General features: G+C 47.5%; 18 protein-coding genes. 13 read left to right on the forward strand and 5 right to left on the reverse strand.

The window, feature by feature from the left end; all coding sequences use genetic code 11:
• Window positions 1–217: 217 nt before the first annotated feature.
• Together EOO49_RS07305 and EOO49_RS07310 are read right to left on the reverse strand one after the other, a co-directional pair.
• Window positions 218–451 (reverse strand): hypothetical protein, encoded by a 234-nt coding sequence (locus tag EOO49_RS07305; protein ID WP_290844194.1) that lies wholly within the window; start codon window positions 449–451, stop codon window positions 218–220.
• Window positions 448–1,605, reverse strand: coding sequence for a THUMP domain-containing protein (locus EOO49_RS07310; RefSeq protein WP_290844196.1), 1,158 nt, complete (start codon window positions 1,603–1,605; stop codon window positions 448–450). The genes EOO49_RS07305 and EOO49_RS07310 overlap by 4 nt, the downstream gene beginning before the upstream one ends.
• Window positions 1,606–1,664: 59 nt before the next feature.
• Here EOO49_RS07310 and EOO49_RS07315 point away from each other — a divergent pair, with 59 nt between their 5' ends.
• The 6 genes from EOO49_RS07315 (at window position 1,665) to EOO49_RS07340 (ending at window position 5,901) form a co-directional block, all read left to right on the forward strand.
• Window positions 1,665–2,423 (forward strand): class I SAM-dependent methyltransferase, encoded by a 759-nt coding sequence (locus EOO49_RS07315; RefSeq protein WP_290844198.1) that lies wholly within the window; start codon window positions 1,665–1,667, stop codon window positions 2,421–2,423.
• The gene (locus EOO49_RS07320; protein WP_290844200.1) at window positions 2,423–3,121 is read left to right on the forward strand and encodes a ZIP family metal transporter; all 699 of its coding nucleotides are present in this window, start codon (window positions 2,423–2,425) and stop codon (window positions 3,119–3,121) included. The genes EOO49_RS07315 and EOO49_RS07320 overlap by 1 nt, the downstream gene beginning before the upstream one ends.
• Window positions 3,122–3,376: 255 nt before the next feature.
• Entirely contained in the window at window positions 3,377–4,045 is a 669-nt protein-coding gene (locus EOO49_RS07325) for a hypothetical protein (RefSeq protein ID WP_290844202.1), read from the forward strand.
• Between the two features lie 168 nt (window positions 4,046–4,213).
• Window positions 4,214–4,573 carry a hypothetical protein gene (locus EOO49_RS07330; RefSeq protein WP_290844204.1) on the forward strand — a complete coding sequence of 120 codons (360 nt, stop codon included), beginning with the start codon at window positions 4,214–4,216 and terminating at the stop codon, window positions 4,571–4,573.
• A 229-nt stretch (window positions 4,574–4,802) separates the two neighbouring features.
• Window positions 4,803–5,633: an N-acetylmuramic acid 6-phosphate etherase gene (murQ, locus tag EOO49_RS07335; protein WP_290844207.1), complete on the forward strand. Its 831-nt coding sequence runs from the start codon at window positions 4,803–4,805 to the stop codon at window positions 5,631–5,633.
• A gap of 49 nt (window positions 5,634–5,682) precedes the next feature.
• Entirely contained in the window at window positions 5,683–5,901 is a 219-nt protein-coding gene (locus tag EOO49_RS07340) for a DUF6095 family protein (RefSeq protein ID WP_290844209.1), read from the forward strand.
• Window positions 5,902–6,049: 148 nt separating this feature from the next.
• Here EOO49_RS07340 and EOO49_RS07345 read toward each other — a convergent pair whose 3' ends face one another.
• Both EOO49_RS07345 and EOO49_RS07350 read right to left on the reverse strand, forming a co-directional pair.
• Window positions 6,050–6,868, reverse strand: coding sequence for an alpha/beta hydrolase (locus tag EOO49_RS07345; protein WP_290844211.1), 819 nt, complete (start codon window positions 6,866–6,868; stop codon window positions 6,050–6,052).
• Window positions 6,865–7,815 carry a sialate O-acetylesterase gene (locus EOO49_RS07350; protein ID WP_290844213.1) on the reverse strand — a complete coding sequence of 317 codons (951 nt, stop codon included), beginning with the start codon at window positions 7,813–7,815 and terminating at the stop codon, window positions 6,865–6,867. Before EOO49_RS07350 ends, EOO49_RS07345 begins: the two co-directional genes overlap by 4 nt.
• A gap of 113 nt (window positions 7,816–7,928) precedes the next feature.
• Here EOO49_RS07350 and EOO49_RS07355 point away from each other — a divergent pair, with 113 nt between their 5' ends.
• The 7 genes from EOO49_RS07355 (at window position 7,929) to EOO49_RS07385 (ending at window position 13,163) form a co-directional block, all read left to right on the forward strand.
• Window positions 7,929–8,507: a DUF1572 family protein gene (locus EOO49_RS07355; protein ID WP_290844215.1), complete on the forward strand. Its 579-nt coding sequence runs from the start codon at window positions 7,929–7,931 to the stop codon at window positions 8,505–8,507.
• Window positions 8,508–8,722: 215 nt separating this feature from the next.
• Window positions 8,723–9,124, forward strand: a complete 402-nt coding sequence (locus EOO49_RS07360; protein ID WP_290844217.1) for a DNA topoisomerase IV — start codon at window positions 8,723–8,725, stop codon at window positions 9,122–9,124.
• Window positions 9,125–9,136: 12 nt separating this feature from the next.
• On the forward strand, window positions 9,137–9,934 hold the full coding sequence (locus tag EOO49_RS07365; protein WP_290844219.1) for a TerC family protein: 798 nt from the start codon (window positions 9,137–9,139) through the stop codon (window positions 9,932–9,934).
• A gap of 36 nt (window positions 9,935–9,970) precedes the next feature.
• Window positions 9,971–10,306 (forward strand): hypothetical protein, encoded by a 336-nt coding sequence (locus EOO49_RS07370; RefSeq protein ID WP_290844309.1) that lies wholly within the window; start codon window positions 9,971–9,973, stop codon window positions 10,304–10,306.
• Window positions 10,307–10,390: 84 nt separating this feature from the next.
• Complete coding sequence (locus EOO49_RS07375) at window positions 10,391–11,188, forward strand: MbnP family protein (RefSeq protein WP_290844221.1); 798 nt, start codon at window positions 10,391–10,393, stop codon at window positions 11,186–11,188.
• Window positions 11,188–12,222: a cytochrome c peroxidase gene (locus EOO49_RS07380; protein ID WP_290844223.1), complete on the forward strand. Its 1,035-nt coding sequence runs from the start codon at window positions 11,188–11,190 to the stop codon at window positions 12,220–12,222. The genes EOO49_RS07375 and EOO49_RS07380 overlap by 1 nt, the downstream gene beginning before the upstream one ends.
• Window positions 12,219–13,163 carry a transporter gene (locus EOO49_RS07385; RefSeq protein WP_290844225.1) on the forward strand — a complete coding sequence of 315 codons (945 nt, stop codon included), beginning with the start codon at window positions 12,219–12,221 and terminating at the stop codon, window positions 13,161–13,163. Before EOO49_RS07380 ends, EOO49_RS07385 begins: the two co-directional genes overlap by 4 nt.
• A gap of 189 nt (window positions 13,164–13,352) precedes the next feature.
• Here the strand turns inward: EOO49_RS07385 and EOO49_RS07390 are convergent, their stop codons facing one another.
• Complete coding sequence (locus EOO49_RS07390; protein WP_290844227.1) at window positions 13,353–16,070, reverse strand: DNA gyrase/topoisomerase IV subunit A; 2,718 nt, start codon at window positions 16,068–16,070, stop codon at window positions 13,353–13,355.
• Window positions 16,071–16,270 lie beyond the last annotated feature (200 nt).

Below are 16,270 nucleotides of genomic sequence, written 5' to 3' on the forward strand. Positions count from 1 at the left end.
AATAAACGCAATCCGGAAAACCCGATTACAGATTTTCTGTAAAAAATGTTAAAAAATCACAACAACGGAGGCACTTGCAATCCAACAGAGAATCATACAATCAATTGGACATGACGACATCAAATTTCACGGCAATTTTGTCGGGTACAACCTGCCACTGCCACTGCTACTGCTACTGCTACTGCCACTGCCACTGCCACTGCAACTGCTACTGCAACTACTTCACCTCTCGAAGTCCTTTGACAAACATCCAAGACATAAAAATCTTCACGCCGTCTTTGGTCCGCGTGGCCTGGAATTTCGGTGAAAGGATGGTCGTTGCCACGGCCGCCGTAATCGGTCGCAACCAACCGGTGAGATTCGTGAAGTGCTGAATCAGAAAATAAAGCGGAATATAAAGTATCGCGAATCCTACAAAATTGTAGATAAGGGCTTTGGTTTGTGGCGTCATTGCTGGAATTTGGCTTTTCGGCTGCCTTCGTACATCTCGTATTTGACGAATCGGGCTTCGAGGCTTCCGTTGAACAATTTGATCTTGCGCGAAGGTTTGAGTCCGACGAACTTCAAAGCTTCGAGATTTCCGGTGATGAACCATGCGTTGGTATTCGGATAATTCGTTTTCAGAGTATCGCCGATCTCTCTGTAAAATCTTTCGAGGTGAATGTCAAGGCGTTCCCCATAAGGCGGATTGAAAACCACGTGCAACGGACCTTTGTTCTCCTTTTGCGTATCGAAAAAATTGCGGTCGTAAACCTTGACATAATCGTCGAGATTCGCGTTTTTCAAATTGTCTTTTGCTTTTTGTACAGCCGACGGCGCTTTGTCATACCCAACAATCGAATAATGGAATTCACGTGTCTTTTTCAAAAGCGAGTTAGTGATCATATCGAAGAGTTCGTTGTCCCAATCCCTCCATTTCTCGAAAGCAAATTCGCGTCGGTTGATGTTTGCCGGAATGTTGCAGGCGATCATCGCGGCTTCGGCCAGGATCGTTCCCGAACCGCACATCGGATCAAGAAAATCGCTCGTTCCGTCCCAACCCGAAAGCAACAGCATTCCCGCGGCCAGAACCTCGTTGATAGGCGCGATATTCGTCGCTGTCCTATAACCGCGATGGTGAAGCGACGCGCCAGAAGTGTCAAGCGAAACATTGCAGCTTTCTTTGGCGATGTGGATGTTGATGCGCAAATCCGGATGCGTTTTGTCAACCGAAGGACGTTGGCCGGTCTTATTTCGGAACTGATCGACGATCGCGTCCTTGCACTTTTGGGCCACGAATTCCGAATGCGTAAAAACATCCGAATGCACCGTGGCATCGATCACGAACGTCTGGCTCGCATCGAGATATTGCGACCAATCGACCATTTGGATGCCGCGGTAAAGCGTAGCTTCGTTGAACGCCCGGAAGTTATGGATCGGTTTGAGGATCTTGAGTGCCGTACGCAAGGCCAGATTGGCTTTGTACATGAATCCCAGATCGCCCATAAAACTGACCATCCGCACGCCCGCTTCCACCTTTTGGGCACCGAGTTGCTGTAATTCTCTTGCCAGGATTTCCTCGAATCCGAAGAAGGTCTTGGCGACCATCGCATAATTATTTTCCATTCAGGAATCGCTTAAACCCTGCAAAAATAGTCTAAATTTGCAAGAATCTTCAAGACGAAATGCCAAATTCCCGCAGTACGACAACGCAAGGCTACAAACCGCAAAACTGGTACGCTTCGTGGTTCGACACACCTTACTACCATATTCTTTACAAAGACCGCGATTATGCCGAAGCCCAGTTGTTCATGGACAATATAACGGCCTACCTGAATCTTCCCGAAGACGCGAAAATACTGGACTTGGCGTGCGGTAAAGGCCGACATTCGGTATATCTGAACAAGCTCGGATATGACGTTACCGGAGGCGATCTGTCTGAAAACAGCATTGCCGAAGCCTCGAAATCGGCAAACGCGACGCTGCATTTCCAGGTGCACGACATGCGTCAACCTTGGGAACAAAAGTTCGATGCGATCTTTAATCTCTTTACTAGTTTCGGATATTTTGAGTCCGATGAGGACAATTTCACGACTTTGAAAGCGATCCACGACAGTCTATCCGAATACGGATTCGCGGTGATCGACTTCATGAACGTTGCCAAAGTGCTCGAAAATCTGGTGCCATCCGAAATAAAAACCGTCGACGGCATCGATTTCCACATCAAGCGCTACCTCGAGGACAACCACATCGTAAAAGAAATCAGGTTTCACGACAAGGGAGAGGATTTCTGCTTCTACGAAAAGGTCAAAGCCCTGACACTGCAGGATTTCCAGCAGATGATGGACGAAGCCGGAATCTATCTGCTCGACACTTTCGGCGATTACAAACTGCGCAAGTTCTTCAAAAGCGAGAGCGAACGTCTAATCATGATTTTCAAGTAATGAACTATCTGTTGCCTTTGCTTTCGGTTTTGATCGGATACGGAGTGGCGCTGTTACTGCGTCCGCAAAAGAAAAACAGCCTTAAGTTGTTGCTCGCCTTCAGCGGATCTTTCCTGCTGTCGCTCACCGTTCTGCACCTGTTGCCCGAGGTTTACGAAGCGACTTTGCACGCTCACGAAGGCGAACATTCCCATTCGGTTTCGGTCGGGATTTTTATCATGTGTGGCATTTTGCTCCAGATCGTGCTCGAGTTTTTCTCGAAAGGAGCCGAACACGGACACGTCCACGGACACGGCCACATGCACCAAATCCCGTGGTCGCTTTTCATCAGCCTTTGTTTCCACGCACTTCTCGAAGGATTTCCCGTAGGACATCACCACGATCTGGCCTGGGGAATCGCGATCCATCACTTGCCTATTGCCATCATCCTGACGCTTTTTTTCCTCAATTCGGGTCTTGGCAAATGGAAAGTTTTCGCGTTCATGCTGACTTTTGCGCTCATGACGCCACTTGGCACTTACGTATCGGTCGCCGTTCCCGGACTTTCCGCTTATTATGCCCAAATCACGGCAGTCGTCATCGGAATCCTTTTTCACATTTCATCCACGATCATTTTCGAGGCCAGCGAAGACCACAAGTTCAACGTGGCCAAGATTTCGGTGATCATTCTCGGGATTCTGTTCGCCTGTTTTCTTTGATTTTTTGATTTGGGCGTTGCGGCGGCCACCGCATTCGGTCACTGCCACTGCCTCCTAGTTCGCCGCCGCCGGGCTGGCGTCACTCGCTTTTTTGCGCGGAAAATGCATCGTTGAACGAAAATTCAGGTGCGCAAAAAGAGCTCAGACAAATGCCGCCATCCCTAACGCAGACACGATTTTCAATTGAAGTTCGGTCCAAAAACAACTTTGTACGGCTTCGAAAAACTCCTACATTTGAACAAATCACATTTTTCGATGACCCTGAAAATACTCGCGCTGGTTTGCCTATCGCTTCTTTTTTTACCTAAAGAGGTTTTCGTCGCAAAACACCTCGTTAATGACCCTGATTTTGGCAAAACAGTGAATCTGATCCTGAGAAATGATGGCACTTATAACGTCAAGGAAATTCCTGAGAACAAGCGCTATTTCAAACCTAAATCCGCAAGTGGCCGATATAAGATATTCAGGGACATTATTTTTTTCGAAGACAGTAAACTTTTTTCCAAAGGCGTGCTACATGGTAATTATATCGAACTTTTGGGGCTTTTCCGCGTCAAAATCCGCACAAATCGGCTTGACGTAAAATCAGTCGACCAAATAAAAGAACCAGGTGACTTCGCGATATTTTCTTTGAGTGAATTCCAAAAACGCAACTTCGACCCGACAGACGAGCCTTTCTATGCAACATCACGAGATTTCGACAAAATCAAGGCAGCGATCGACTCGGCATTCACATCGGACACTCACAACTTCACTGGCAAAAAACAATCCGATTACTATAAACAATGTGTTTTCACGAGAAAGGCGAACGGCGAAATTGACGTTTTTGTTTATGGTGAAGCCAAAGAATCGGGCATTTCGAAACAAAAGTGGAAATCGGAAATCGTACTTGTTAGTGACGGCGGAACTCTTACTTCGAGATGAAAATGAATCTTTCGACTGGAAAAGTCTATGTTTTACACCCGCATTCGCACGGCTAACGAATTTTTCTTTTCACGATAATAGGCTTTTCGCTACCAATCAACACAATTTGGAACACCACTTATCGTTCCGATTTGTGACCACAAATAAAGCAATCAACGAACTTACCAAATGACAAAATCCATACTTTTTACTTTATCGCTTTTGGCTTCCCTAACGAGTGTTTTCGGCCAAAAGAAATCAAAAACAGAATTCAGGTTCAAACAACCCGAAACGACGGCCGTTTTAATTTGCGATCACGTGCTCGACAAATCGAGAAAAATCCTTTATGCCGCCCACGATTCAGAAGGCGACTGGCAATTTTTGTGCGGACAGGACGACCACACCGACGAAAATGCCAAAATCATCTCATTAAGACAAGCGGTCGAGCTTGACGAGACGTTGAACGAACTTTACGAAATGCCCGCAAATGTCGGTGCCGAACGCAAAAGCGTCAACGACAAATGGAAGCCGTTCAAACTCGCCAATTGACACGCATTCAAAACGCGTAATGCCGTTTCGGCCGCAGTAAATCCTGTCCAAATTCAGCAAAAATCGTGTTTACAAGAAAGTGCGTGATGACGGTATTCCAACCGAACATTTTAGGCCATTACGCTCGCCACATTACTTATCTTTGTAAAACATCCACGCCACAAAACCTGCGAGATCACACATTCCAAGTGTGGAGACCCGCGCTCTTTTTTTGGCCAAAAACAACAAAATGTCAGACTTCACCAAAACGACCGAACAAGCCTCGCATTACGATTCCCTCGAGAATATGCCGCTAAACGAGCTGTTGGCAAACATCAACAACGAAGACAAAACCGTTCCGCTCGCCGTCGAAAAAGCGCTGCCGCAAATCGAGGCACTTATCTCGCAAATCGTTCCGAGAATGAAAAACGGCGGACGTTTGTTCTACATCGGAGCCGGAACTTCGGGCAGGCTCGGGATCGTCGACGCCTCGGAATGCCCGCCAACGTTCGGTGTTCCTTTCAATCTGGTCAACGGCATCATTGCCGGCGGTGACAAAGCGATCCGTCGTGCTGTCGAAAATGCCGAGGACAACGCGGAACAAGCGTGGAAAGATCTGTTGGAAGCGGGAATTTCGAGCAATGATAGCGTCGTCGGGATCGCGGCTTCTGGCACGACACCATACGTAATCGGCGGACTCAAGAAGGCCAACGAGCACAACATTCTTACCGGTTCGATCAGTTGCAATGCCGGAAGTCCTTTGTCACAAACGGCCCAATTCCCGGTAGACGTTGTCGTTGGCCCGGAGTTCGTCACGGGAAGTTCGAGAATGAAAGCCGGAACCGCGCAAAAACTCGTATTGAACATGATCTCGACCACGACAATGATCCAACTCGGACGCGTAAAAGGCAACAAAATGGTCGACATGCAACTCTCGAACGACAAACTCGTGGACCGAGGCACGAAAATGATCATGGGCGAAATCCCGGTTTCGTACGAAGAAGCTTCAGCTATGCTACACAAATACGGAAGCGTTCGAAAAGCCGTTGAAAATTACGATCCCAAAAGGCTCGAGCTATAAACAATCGCCTTGGCGCAATTCGCTTATTTCCAATCCAAAAATCCACAAAATGCCTACAGATAAAATCTTGCTGAACAAAGGAATCAAATTTATGGCTTATGCGCTTCCTTTGTTTTTTATCGGACCATCGGTCATTTACAACGCTTTCCAGAATAAGGAAAACGCATGGCATTATTTGGTTTTGGCCGTCGGGATCACGATGTGTTTCGGTGCGGTCTATTTTTCGTTTCGAGGTCTTTCGACGATCGTCAAAAGCATGACAGATTGAATTATTGCCGCGTTTCCTGCCTGCAACTTTCATCTGCTTCCGGATCTATTTTTTGTCCTGAATTCGCAATGTAATCCAAACGACTTACCGAGTATAGCCCGACTTTTAAAGACAAGTCTCAAGTTTGTCAGGAAAAAATTCAGTCAATTCAATTGTACTTCACAATCCAGTTCTCGATGTTGTCCAAAACGACTTTTTCGGAATCGGCTTGGTTCATTCCGCAGTCGTGACCTTTGCCTTGCATGGTTATCAGTTGGCTTGGAACTTTTGCTTGCTTGAGTTTGTCGCGCATCAATGTCGCCTGTGAATACAAGACCAAATCGTCCTTGTCACCATGAAACAACAATGTCGGGATATTTTTGATTTGGGCATAAGGACTGATTTCGGTGAATTTCCTTCCAGGCTTTCCGTCTCCATATTTCGAATCGGCGAGTTTTTCGACGACATCGGATAACTGAAATTTGGCGATGTGCGCCTTGTTTTCTTCTGTATCGAATTGCGTCGGGCCACATAAAACCGCAATTGATTTCACGCCGGAATTCCGCGTGTAGGAATACAGCATGGCCAAATGCGCTCCGGCACTGATTCCCGAGAAATGATAGCCTTTGGACGCAAATCCATATTTCGACGCAACTTCGCGCATGTATTTCTCTGCGTTGCCTATGTCGTCCAGCAAATCTTTCGCATGCACGTTCTCACTCACGTAGCGATAATCGACATTTGCCACGACGAACCCGCGGTCTCTTAGGTCGCGCGCCGTTTTATCGGTGAATTCTTTGCCGCCGAGACTCCATGCGCCACCGTGAAGCAGTAGCAACACAGGCGTTTTCGCGTCGATTTTCTTCGGAAGGAAAAGGTCGAGATTCTGTTGTCTTTCTTTTCCATACGCCAGATTGCGAAGGTCTTGCTGCGCAAATCCGACGAATGCCGAAAACAATAAAACTACCAGTACTGAAAACTTTCTCATTTTTTGTTAATTACCTTAAACATCTCATTCGCGAATTGTTTCCCGAAATCTATATAGCCCGCGGTGTCGTAGTGATAAGCATCCGAATACGAATATTTCGAGGTTGTCCTGACGATTCCCGCGTGAGCATCTTCCCGAACATACTTTTCCTGCATCGCGCGGACGATGTCGCCAAACTTGAATACGATTCCCGAATCGCTATTGCCAGAATCGCTGATTTTACCGATAACTACGGGCAAATCCTTAGTGCCGAAAACGCCTCTCATTTTCTCCATCAGATGTTTGAGGTTGGCGTAATACTCAAAAGCGATTTCTTCGGTGAACGAGCCGTCGCCTTCGCCTTGCATCCACAAAATCCCCGACGGCACGAGCTTATCTGGTTTTCCGTCTCCATCGATGTCTTTCGCCTCCATCGCGCCTTCTACTGTTTTCAGGAAAAAGTCGTATTGGTTGGGTTTTGCTTTGTATTCGGGTTCCCAACAGCCGAATGGACCGGTCGCCAGGCTGTCGAGTCCTGAGCCGTTTCTGGCATACTTTATTATGGCGATTTTTTCGCCCGGAAACAATTCCTGCAACGTTTTGGCAAATGTGAGCTCGATTCCGAACCGATCTGACAATTTGTTCTGCTTTCCATCTGATGAAAATCCTGTTCCGTGGCCGGGTTTTAGCTGTTCCCACTTCCCGAGTCCAAGGTTTGGCTCTCCGTCTCCGCCTCTATTGCCGTCGAAAATATAGACGTCTTTTAGCGCCGTATTCAATTCAGTGGGCAAATCTTTTGTATATCCGAATCCTTCCATGTTCGATTGTCCGCCCAAATAGAACATTCTGTATGTATTGCCTTTTGCATCAGGAGATTTCGCCTTTTTGGATTGCGCTTCCGCGGATAAAATCGCGGCTAACGATGCAAAGCTGCAAAAAAGAATTCGGGATAGTCGGTTGTTAAGCATTTACTGTCGTTTATAAACGTTTACTGTCGTTTGTAAACGTTTACTGTCGTTTACCATTGGGAAAAGTACGAAAAAAAGGCCGTAATTTTAGGAGTCAAAAACCGTAGCCAGCCATGGAAAACCAACAGCCGAATTACATTACGAGCGCCAAAAGGCAGTTTCTTTATTACAAGACTCTTGGAGAAAAAGCAATAGCGCAATTGAACGAAGAACAACTTTTTGAGAGACAGGATGAAGATTCGAACAGCATCGCGATGATCGTGAACCACTTGTGCGGCAATATGCTTTCGCGCTGGACTGATTTCCTGACTTCGGACGGAGAAAAAGACTGGCGCGACCGCGACTCGGAGTTTGAAGATGTACTGAAAACCAAAAAGGAAGTTTCTGACGCTTGGGAAAAAGGCTGGAAGTGCCTGTTCGAAGCGCTCGAAAATCTGGCTGAAAGCGATCTTGCGCAAATCATATATATAAGGAACGAAGGCCATACCGTGATGGAAGCTATAAACCGGCAGATGGCACATTATCCTTATCACATCGGGCAGATCGTGTTCTGTGCCAAGATGCTGAAATCGAGCGCTTGGGAAAGCTTGTCGATTCCGCGCAATGCCTCGCGAAATTACAATGACGCGAAATTCTCGGCAGACAAGGCGATGCGGCATTTTACCGAAGAGGAACTCAAAAGAATAAAATAGCGGGATTTGCTTGTGTGGTTTGAAAGCCGAGTCGTACTTTTGCCACCGGAATGCAGCCCCGATGGCCGCGGATAGCCCACAGGTTGCAGGCCTTTATTTTTACCGCCTGGCGCAGCGACCGAAGGAAGCTCGTGCCAGACGGCTAAAAATTTGGCCTGCAACCGAGGACTAGCAGCAAACAGCGGGATTTTGCTGCCCAAAAAAACAACTGCAACATGAGAATTCCTTCCAACGTAAAAAAAGGTTTCGCACTGCTTTTGCTGCTGCAACTCCTACTTTCGACAACTTCTTGCTACGAAACTCAACGCGAATGCAAGGATTTCAAGACCGGGGAATTCGAATTCAAGACCAAAGTGGACGGCGTAATGCGAACCACGAAGTTCGTGAGGAACGATACGCTCGAGATTGATTTTTACCAAGGGAAATCAGACACTTCGAGTATTCGTTGGGTGAACGACTGCGAGTATATCGTGCAGAAATTACATCCAAAAAACATGGCGGAACGCAAGGCTATCGCCATGAAAATCTTGACCACGTCGAAAAATTCGTATACCTTTGAATACGGGAATGTAGGCAGCGCCGCGACCCAAAAAGGTACCGTTACCAAAATAAAATAACAGCCTGAATAAATGGAAGTTTTCCTGAATCCGAATGCCTGGGTCGCCTTGTTGACATTGACTTTTCTCGAAATCGTGCTCGGTATCGACAACATTATTTTCATTTCGATCACTACCGGAAAACTTCCGCAGGAACTCAGAAAGAAAGCGACCAAAATCGGGATGTTTCTGGCTATGTTCATGCGCATCGCGATGTTGTTCGGAATCAGCCTTTTGATTGCCATGAAAGCGCCTTGGTTCGAGGTGAACATCTCATGGTTCGAGATTCACGTTTCAGGTCAGGCGATGATTTTGTTCCTTGGCGGACTTTTCCTGCTTTACAAAAGTACGGTCGAGATTCGCGAAAAGGTAGAATATCACGGGGAAGAAGAAAAGGAAATCAAGAAATCGGCGACCAAGTCGTTCACGAACGTGATTTTCCAGATCATCCTTATCGACATCGTCTTCTCTTTTGACAGTATTTTGACGGCCGTCGGAATGACAAGTGGCGTCGAAGGAGCGCTTTACATAATGATTACCGCGGTTGTGATCTCGGTTCTTATCATGATGCAATTCGCCGTTCCGGTGGGAACTTTCGTAAACAAACATCCTTCTATCCAGATACTGGCGTTGACTTTTTTAATCCTTATCGGATTCATGCTGGTCATCGAGGCCGCCCACGTGGCTCACGCTTCGTTCTTTGGAAATACCGTTACGTCGGTTCCGAAAGGCTATCTCTATTTTGCGATCGCGTTCTCCCTGTTGGTGGAATTCCTCAACATGAAAATGGACCGGAACAATAAAAGCAATTCACCTGACGAATCGGCCTAAACCTTGAAATTTCTAGTCATCATAACGGCGTTTTTCCTGCTTTTCAAACCGGTTTTCCCGGTGTTGGATTACGTCGTGAATTATGATTACATCTCAAAAGTGCTTTGTGAGAACAAGGCCAAACCAGAAATGCAATGTAATGGTAAATGTCACCTGATGCAGGAATTGGCCAAGTCGTCCGAAACCGAAAAACCGGCTTCCCAAAACGACAAGAAAGCCTTCTCACCTATCGAATTGTTCTGCAACACGGCGACTGAAATCGTGCTTGAGCCCGTTTTTGAGATTTCCGCACGTACCCCTTTTTACGCTTTTCATACCTCGAAAGCCGTCGGTTTTGACGGCAGCGTTTTCCATCCGCCTATTTTGGCCTAGTTGATTTTCTCGTTTGCGAACCTTTACGGGTTCTGCATTTTCACGCCTTTTCGGCAACAATCAACTATTCTCAAAATTTTGGAAATGACAGTAAAAACACTTTTTGCCGCAATGGCAAGCGCATGCCTTTTGGCCTCATGCAGCAGCGACGACTCAAATGCGAATTTGGCAGGCGACGGCAGTATCAACATAGAATTCGACAACGTCTACGGATCGAACAACCTGATTTTGAACACGCAACCGAACACGACTTCCCAAAGTGAGATACTCAAGGTTTCCCAACTCAAGTACATCGTCAGCAACATCAAATTGAACAAAGCCGACGGCACCACGTTCACCTACCCGAAATCACAAAGTTATTTTATCGTCGATGAAACCGATATGGCATCCCAAATCATCAACCTCCAAGGCATTCCGTCCGGCGATTACGTTTCGATCAGTTTCGGGATTGGCGTGGACGAACAACAATGGCAGTTGGGCGCCGACGGACAAGGCGACTTTTTGGCTTTGGCGCAATCGCAGGACATGCTTTGGTCATGGAGCGCGGGCTATAAATTTCTGGCGTTCGAAGGCACTTTCACTGCTCCGGGCGTTTCGTCGGAAACCGTATTCATGGTTCATACGGGCAAAACCGGAACCGATTACAATTACACTTCGGTCACGATTCCGTTCACGAACGCCGCTTTGGTGCGCACGAACATCACGCCTCAGGTGCACATTTTTGCCGATGCCTCGAAAATCATCGACGGAACGAACAAGGTGATCCTGTCCCAAAACAACGAAGGCGGAATGGGCGCGATGATCATGGGCGGAGCGAATTTGCCTTTGATCACGGCCAACCTGTCGCAAATGTTTACGGTCAACCACGTACACAACGAGTAATGAAGCGGATTTTTATTTTGGTTTTCATCGGATTGGCTTCTTGCTCGTCCGATGAAACTTCTTATGTCGATGTGCCGCTTGCGATCGAAAAACCGTCGAATTTCCCCGATCTCGCTTACAATTTCGAAGCGAACCAACCGACTCAGGCCGGATTCGAGCTCGGACGCAAGCTTTTTTACGAAGGACGGCTTTCAGCTGACGGAACGATCTCGTGCGGGTTTTGTCACATCCAGCAACACGCCTTTACGCACCACGGCCACAGTTTGAGCCACGGAATCGACAACGCCGTCGGGATGCGAAATACACCGGCCATCCAAAACATGGCTTTCCAACCGTTTTTCATGTACGACGGATCGACCGACAATCTCGACCTGCAACCGGTAATCCCGATTACGAGCGAAGTCGAAATGCATGGCAATCTGGCGAATATCGTCACTGTTTTACAGTCCGATCCCGACTATCGGAAGTTGTTCAAACGCGCTTTTCCAAACGCCGAAATCGATACGGAACACCTGCTCAAAGCCCTTGGACAATTCATGGCCATGCTGCAAAGCTCGAACTCGCGTTTCGACAAGTTCCGTCGCAACGAAAGCGGTGGCAGCATGACTCCCGACGAAAATTCGGGTTACCAGATTTTCCAGAACAAATGTGCATCCTGTCACGCAACAGACTTGCAAACCGACAATTCGTTCCGAAACAACGGACTTGCAGTAAACATGCAATTGAACGACGAAGGACGTTTTCGCGTCACGCACCTGGTTTCGGACAAGTACAAATTCAAGGTTCCGAGTTTGCGAAATGTCGAGAAAACCGCGCCATATATGCACGACGGCCGATTTTATACTTTGGATGCCGTACTCGACCATTATGCGGCGGGCGTGCAACCTTCGGCGACTTTGGATCCGATTTTGAACCAGAACGGAACGCCTGGAATTCCATTGACACTAGACGAAAAATCCAAGCTTATCGCGTTTCTCAAGACTTTGACGGACGATGATTTCCTGACCAATCCTAAATTTTCAGAATTCCAATGAAAAGATTTATACTGATTTTGCTGTTTCCGATCTTGGCTTTTGCTTCGGAAACCGACACGCTTTCGACAAATTACAAACGACAGTTCGCCAAAATGCTGGACGATTGCGACGCGTGCGGATGTTCGGCTACTGGCGGAAGCATGGGTTTTGCATCGTTGCTCAACACGAATTTCGTCGGGCTGCGCTACATTTACCAACGCTATTCCAGCACCGACGGCCTTTACGCGAATTCGCCCTGGTTCACCGAGCAATTCAATTCGGTACAAGTTTGGGGAAGAATTCCGGTTTTCAAAAATGCGCAAGTGAGCGTGCTTTTGCCTTACCACAACAACACGCGTGAGACCGAAACGGGTTCGCATACGATTTCCGGATTGGGCGATTTGACCGTCATCGGACTTTATCGCGTCTACCAAACCATGACCGATTCCACATTTTTTGCGCATACGATCCAACTTGGTGCCGGCTTAAAAGCTCCGACAGGAAAATATGACGAGGCCAACAACGGCAGTATCAATCCGGGTTTTCAGCTTGGAACGGGAAGTTGGGATTATTTGTTTTTGGCCGAAAACACGATCAGAAGAAAAAAATTCGGATTCCAGACCATGCTGAATTACGTGGTGAAAACCGAAAACCAAAAACATTACCGATTCGGGAACCAATTCAACTATTCGGGAACGTTTTTTTGGTTGCAGGAACGGGACGCATTCTCACTTTCGCCTCAAGTTGGCGTGGCCGGAGAAGTTTCCCAAGGCAACAAGCAATACCGCCAATTGGTTTCGAGAACTTCGGGCAACATTCTCTTCGGAAAGCTTGGGATTGAAGGCGGAATCAAACGTTGGTCGGCTGGAGCGCAGTTTCTATTGCCTTTGAACCAGGATTTGACCGGCGGCCGAGTCAATGCAAAATACCGTGTTGGCATCAATGTCAATTACAGCTTGTAAGTACGTTTCTTGCGGCTTGGACAACAACGCAAAATAAAAAGCCACGACTACACAAGTTCCGGGATTCGTGTATTCGTGGCTTAATCAATTGTCATTGAACCAAGTATACAATCGAGAAGTTGAGTCAACGATTGGCCTTCACAGCTACTGGTTAAAAAGGAAATTTGCAATTTAGGAGCAAATTAGTCATCATTCCAGAGACAAAGTTATCTGTCCTTCGTCGTCAATTTCAGAATCGGGAGCTTCCCCGATATCGACAGGCATTTCGGGAATTTCCTCGACAGGTTCGTCATAAGGCAGCGATTCCAACATATTGACTTGCTTGATTTTATCCGATGTCAGTTGATTTCCCAAGGCCTTGAAACCTTTCACGGCAATAAAACTTTCGATGTCTATCGTCTGGTTTTCCTTTTGCACGCCTTTCACTTTGGCAAAGATGATTTCGGCCACCGGACGATAATCCGTGGAAACGATTTCCAGCTGCGACTTCTCGTGTTCGGTGATAAAAACGTCTTCCTTGTTCTCATTGTCGACCAAAAAGCGCTTCACGAAATACCGTTCTTTTTCTCCGTCGTAATAAATTGCCGAAACCGGTTTTTTCGGAATCCATTTCTCGAGAATGATCATATCCTGTTCGAAATGCGTGGACAGATCCGGTATAATGACCTTGAGTTTTCCCGTCGAGGAAATCACGAGCAATTTGTCGGTTGGACGGAATTCGCCCAAAAGTTCGCCCCGCGCATCGGTGTTCAAACGCTGAACGGTATCGTCAAACCAGATTTTCCTTGGCAAAAGCGTCGAAATGCCTTTTTCCTTGAGTTCGATTTTCTTGATCGGATATTTGGAAACCGTATTGCCTCGCGAAGCCCTTCCTTTGATGGCCATGTCGGCGAAATCGAGGTCGAATTTGAGTTTTTTGATGGTTCCGATCTGTCTCAGCAAAATCGTGATTACTTCGGCTTCCCCATTCGGATTGGCCGAAAAATACAGCACCATCGAACCCGGCTTTTCCTGCGTCAGATCGTACATTTTATCGCGCGTCACGCCCGAAACGTTGAAGCGCTTGATGTAACTCGATCCCGATTTTCCGTCGCGATACACCATGTTGTAGATCGTGCGCTTGTCGTTCTTGTCGAAAACCGCCGCGTGGATGATGTCTTTCCCTACGAATTTCTTGTCGTCGACCTTGGCGATCATCATGTTTCCGTTTCTCAGGAACACGATCACGTCGTCAATGTCGCTGCAATCGCCGATGTATTCGTCCTTTTTGAGTCCGGTTCCTATGAAACCTTCTTCGCGGTTCACATACAATTTGGTGTTGCGAAGCACGACTTTCGTGGCCTCGATATTGTCGAACGAACGCAATTCGGTTTGGCGCTCGCGTCCTTTTCCGTATTTCTCCTTGAGCGTCGTGAAAAAAGCGATCGCAAAATCAATGATGTGTTCGAGATGGTGTTTGACCTGTTCGATGTCGCCTTCCAAAGCTTCGAGTTTTTCCTGGGCTTTGTCGATGTCGAATTTCGAGATGCGTTTGATTCGGATTTCCGTCAAGCGGACGATATCTTCGTCGGTGACTGCGCGTTTCAGATGTTTCGTGAAAGGCTTCAAACCTTCGTCGATCGCGCGGATCACGCCTTCCCAGGTTTCTTCTTCCTCGATAAGGCGATAAATCCTGTTTTCGATAAAGATTCTTTCAAGCGACAAAAAGTGCCATTGTTCCTCGAGTTCGTTGAGCTGGATCTCGAGTTCGGCTTTTAGCAGATCAACGGTGCGATGCGTAGAAACCCGAAGCATTTCGGAAACGCCCACAAACCGCGGACTGTGGTTTTCGATAACGCAACCCAAAGGCGCAACCGACGTCTCGCAAGCCGTGAACGCGAACAAGGCGTCAATGGTTTTATCCGGGGAAACGCCCGGAAACAAATGGATCAGGATCTCGACTTCGGCCGCGGTGTTGTCCTCGATTTTCTTGATCTTGATCTTGCCTTTGTCGTTGGCTTTCAGAATCGAGTCGATCAAAGACGATGTGTTGGTCGAAAACGGGATTTGCGTGATGACGAGCGTATTCTTGTCAAGCTGCGAAATCTTGGCGCGCACGCGAACGCGACCGCCTCGCATCCCGTCGTTGTAATTGGAAACATCGGCGATTCCCTGCGTCGGGAAATCGGGATAGATCGTGAAGGGCTTGTTCTTTAGGATTTTGATGGAGGCGTCGATCAACTCATTGAAGTTGTGAGGCAAGACTTTCGTCGACAAACCCACGGCGATTCCTTCAGCGCCTTGCGCCAAAAGCAGCGGAAATTTCACCGGAAGGTTTACCGGCTCGTTTCTACGTCCGTCGTATGAGGCTTGCCATTGCGTGATTTTCGGACTGTACAAAACATCGTGGGCGAATTTCGTGAGACGCGCCTCGATGTAACGCGAAGCCGCCGCTCCGTCGCCCGTAAGGATATTTCCCCAGTTTCCCTGAGTATCGATAAGCAAGTCTTTTTGCCCAATCTGCACGATCGCGTCACCGATCGAAGCGTCGCCGTGCGGGTGATACTGCATCGTGTGCCCGACGATATTGGCCACCTTGTTGTAGCGGCCGTCGTCGAGTTCGCGCATCGAATGCATGATACGTCTTTGAACCGGCTTGAAACCGTCTTCAATCGCAGGAACAGCGCGCTCTAGGATTACGTAAGACGCGTAATCGAGAAACCAGTCCTTGTACATGCCGGTGACTTTGGTGATCGTGTCTTCGGGATTCGTTTCCTGGTTTTCGAAAAAATGTGCGCTTTCTGCCGAGGATGCGTCGTGCGACAAACTCTCCGAAGCGGTTTCGTCTACTGATTGGTCTTCGGACGTAGGCTCGAGGTCGTCGAAATTCTCGTCTTCGGGGATGTTGTTTTGGTCGTCTTCTTGCATTTTTTAGTCCTGACCTGCATGGTTTTTTCAACCTTTCAGGTTTTTATTTTTAGTTCTGAACGTTTTAGTTCATATCGATTTTCCGCAACTTACGGATGTTGTTTCGTCCTGAAACCTACAAGGTTTTGAAAACCTTGCAGGTTGTATTTTCCAGTTTGCAGCCCGGACATCGCGGTTAGCCCGCAGGCTTTTTGGCTTTG

The organism is Flavobacterium sp., from assembly GCF_004295795.1.
GTDB lineage: Bacteria > Bacteroidota > Bacteroidia > Flavobacteriales > Flavobacteriaceae > Flavobacterium.